This window comes from Mesorhizobium sp. M2A.F.Ca.ET.042.01.1.1, from assembly GCF_003997405.1.
In the GTDB taxonomy this organism is placed as follows: Bacteria; Pseudomonadota; Alphaproteobacteria; order Rhizobiales; family Rhizobiaceae; genus Mesorhizobium.
Map to the genome: position 1 here is coordinate 1 of NZ_RZRX01000459.1, position 2566 is coordinate 2566.

The following is a 2566-nucleotide window of genomic DNA, read 5'->3' on the forward strand; positions in this document are numbered from 1 at the left end:
ATGGTCACCAATATGGTGACGAAGGCGTTGAACAGGCTGTCGAAACTCGGCATCGCTGGCCCCTCCCGCCAGGCGAAGCCCAGCCTCCGCAATTGGTAGAGCAAAGCCCGGGCGGTGGAAACAGGCGGGAGGGGAAATGCTGCGCGCGAAACTGTGAAGGCAGGCGCGAAGGATCGCTACGGCTCTTGTTTTGTGCCGCTGCGATCTTCGGTAGCCATCAGCTCTAACCCACGCGCCGGGCCAGGAATTCGACCTCCAAGCGCCAGGTCGCGCCGCCATCATGCGAGCGCTCGCCCAGCCAGCGGAACGAGTTTTCGGTGATGCGCGAAAAGCTCCAACGTACCGACGCGCCGGTTCCGTCGGCGCCGACCTGCACGATCGTGTCGCCCTCGGCGCGGCCGAGCTGCCGGCTGTAGTACTGATTGCGCGGGTCGCTCCAGAAGATGTGCCAGGCGTCGGCGCCGGGATCGTAGACGCGCAATGTCGTGCCGTAGAAGGTCCACGGTCCGAGCGACGGGGAGGGACCTGCGTCGCGGACGGGCAGTATCCAGACGTCCTGCACGGCCCTGCCTTCCAGAACCCAGCCGAAATGCACCTCGCCGCGACCGGTGAGCTTTGTGCCGTCCTGTAGAATGCGCGTGGCATCGAAAGTCCAGGCGCCGATGAAGCGGCCGTAGAGCTTCAGCCTTTCGGCGAGGTCCGGAATGGGGCCGTCGCTGTGCAAGGCTTCGGCAAAGGGATTGGCCATGGTTGCTGTCTCGTTTGTCAGGAGAGGCAAGCAATAGGGGCAGGCGGGGTTCGTCGCTTGGGAAAAATTGCTATCCTTCGGGCATGACGACAGCGCAGAGAACTCTGGCTTCCGGATCTGGCTGGCAGGTGTCCGACGTGGTGTGTACCGCCGCCGCGGGCGACAGGCCGTTCGAGGAGGAGCATCGCAGCTTCTGCGTTGCCGCGGTAACCAATGGCACCTTCCGCTACCGCACGCGCCAGGGCACGGCGATGCTGGCGCCGGGTGCCATCCTGCTCGGAAATCCCGGCGCCTGCTATGAATGCGGGCATGAGCACGGCGCCGGTGACCGCTGCCTTTCCTTCCATTTTTCGCCAGCCTATCTGGAACGCGTCGTGGCCGAACTGCCGGGCGCGAAGCGGTTGGGCTTCGCCGATCCGCGCCTGCCGCCCTTGCCGGTGCTGGCGTCTTTGCTGGCCGAGGCGGAGGCCGCGCGCGAAAGCAGCGACAACGAGGCGTTCGAGGAACTCGGCCTGCGCCTTGCCGGCGCGGTGGTCGGGGCTGCCGCCGGTTCTTTCAGAACGGCGCGGACACCAAGCCGCCGCGATCAGAAACGCGTTGCCGAAGCGGTGCGGCTGATCGAGCTCAATGCCGAGCGGCCGCTCTCGCTGGCCGAGCTTGCCGGCGCCACGGCGACGAGCCCGTATCATTTCCTACGCATCTTCCGGCATGTGGCCGGCATGACGCCCTATCAGTTCCTGCTGAGGACAAGGCTGCATCGTGCCGCCGTGCGCCTGCGCAGCTCGGATGCAACGATCTCGGCCATCGCTTTCGACGCAGGCTTCAACGATCTCTCGACTTTCAATCGCCGGTTCCGGCGCGAGATTGGGGAGGCGCCGGGCGCCTATCGCGCCCGGCGCGTTGGCTGAAAAAGCCTGCTGCTGCCGGTCGGGAGTCGATCATGGTATGATATCCTGTTCCTTGAGCTGCGGTTTCCTCGGACCAAGTGATTTGATCGCCGCGTCGACGCTGTGGAATATCCGCTCAGCGCCGACGATGTCAGCAATGCCGAACCGCTTGAGCGCCGCCTGGGCGCGCAGCGATTCCATGCGCGCGATAGCAAAGACCGCACCTTTGTCGCGACAATGGCGGATGGTGTCGATCAGCGCCTGGGCGGCGGTATAGTCGATCTCGACGATATTGCTGGCCTCCAACACCACCAGCTTCACGTCCTCGCTCCTGGCGTCGATCAGGTCGATGAGGCCACGCTTGAAACGGTCGGCATTGACGAAGGAAAGCGGCGCCTGGAACGCCGCCACCAGCACGCCGGGGTGCTGCTCGTCCGTGCTGGCACTACTGGGCGGCCACCAGACCGAGGTGCCCGGCACCTGCGCCAACTCGATCGGCTCCGTGCGCGTCGAGCCCCAGATGCCGTGCAGCAGCGACAGACCGATGCCGATCGCGACGCCGGTCTCGATCGGCAGCACGACGATGGCGATCATGGTGATCAGGATCAGCGCGAACTCGCCCGGCGCCTGGCGCCAGACCTTGGCGAATACCTGCCAGCGCAGGATGTGCTGGGCCACGAACATCAGCACGCCGGCAAGGGCCGCCTGCGGTACATTGGCCAGCAGGCTGCCGCCGAAAGCGCCGAGCGCCAGCACGATGGCGGCCGCGATCAGGCCCGACAGCTGCGAGCGGCCGCCGGTCTGTGCGACGATGGCCGTGCGCGGCGGGCTGGCGTTGACGGCAAAGGCGCCGAACAGCGCGGCCACGATGCTGCCCGCGCCGACGCCGACAAAGTCGCGATTGACGTCTGGCGCTTCGCCGTTTTGGGAA

At 65.9% G+C, this 2566-nt stretch carries 3 protein-coding genes; 1 reads left to right on the forward strand and 2 read right to left on the reverse strand.

Annotated elements, in window-relative coordinates; translation table 11 throughout:
* Positions 1-223: 223 nt before the first annotated feature.
* Positions 224-748 carry a hypothetical protein gene (locus tag EOA23_RS33640; protein WP_127307221.1) on the reverse strand — a complete coding sequence of 175 codons (525 nt, stop codon included), beginning with the start codon at positions 746-748 and terminating at the stop codon, positions 224-226.
* A gap of 83 nt (positions 749-831) precedes the next feature.
* Between EOA23_RS33640 and EOA23_RS33645 the strand changes: the two genes are divergently transcribed.
* The gene (locus EOA23_RS33645) at positions 832-1656 is read left to right on the forward strand and encodes an AraC family transcriptional regulator (RefSeq protein WP_127307222.1); all 825 of its coding nucleotides are present in this window, start codon (positions 832-834) and stop codon (positions 1654-1656) included.
* Between the two features lie 30 nt (positions 1657-1686).
* Here the strand turns inward: EOA23_RS33645 and EOA23_RS33650 are convergent.
* On the reverse strand, positions 1687-2566 hold an 880-nt coding region (locus EOA23_RS33650; RefSeq protein ID WP_145966575.1), incomplete at its 5' end, for a solute carrier family 23 protein.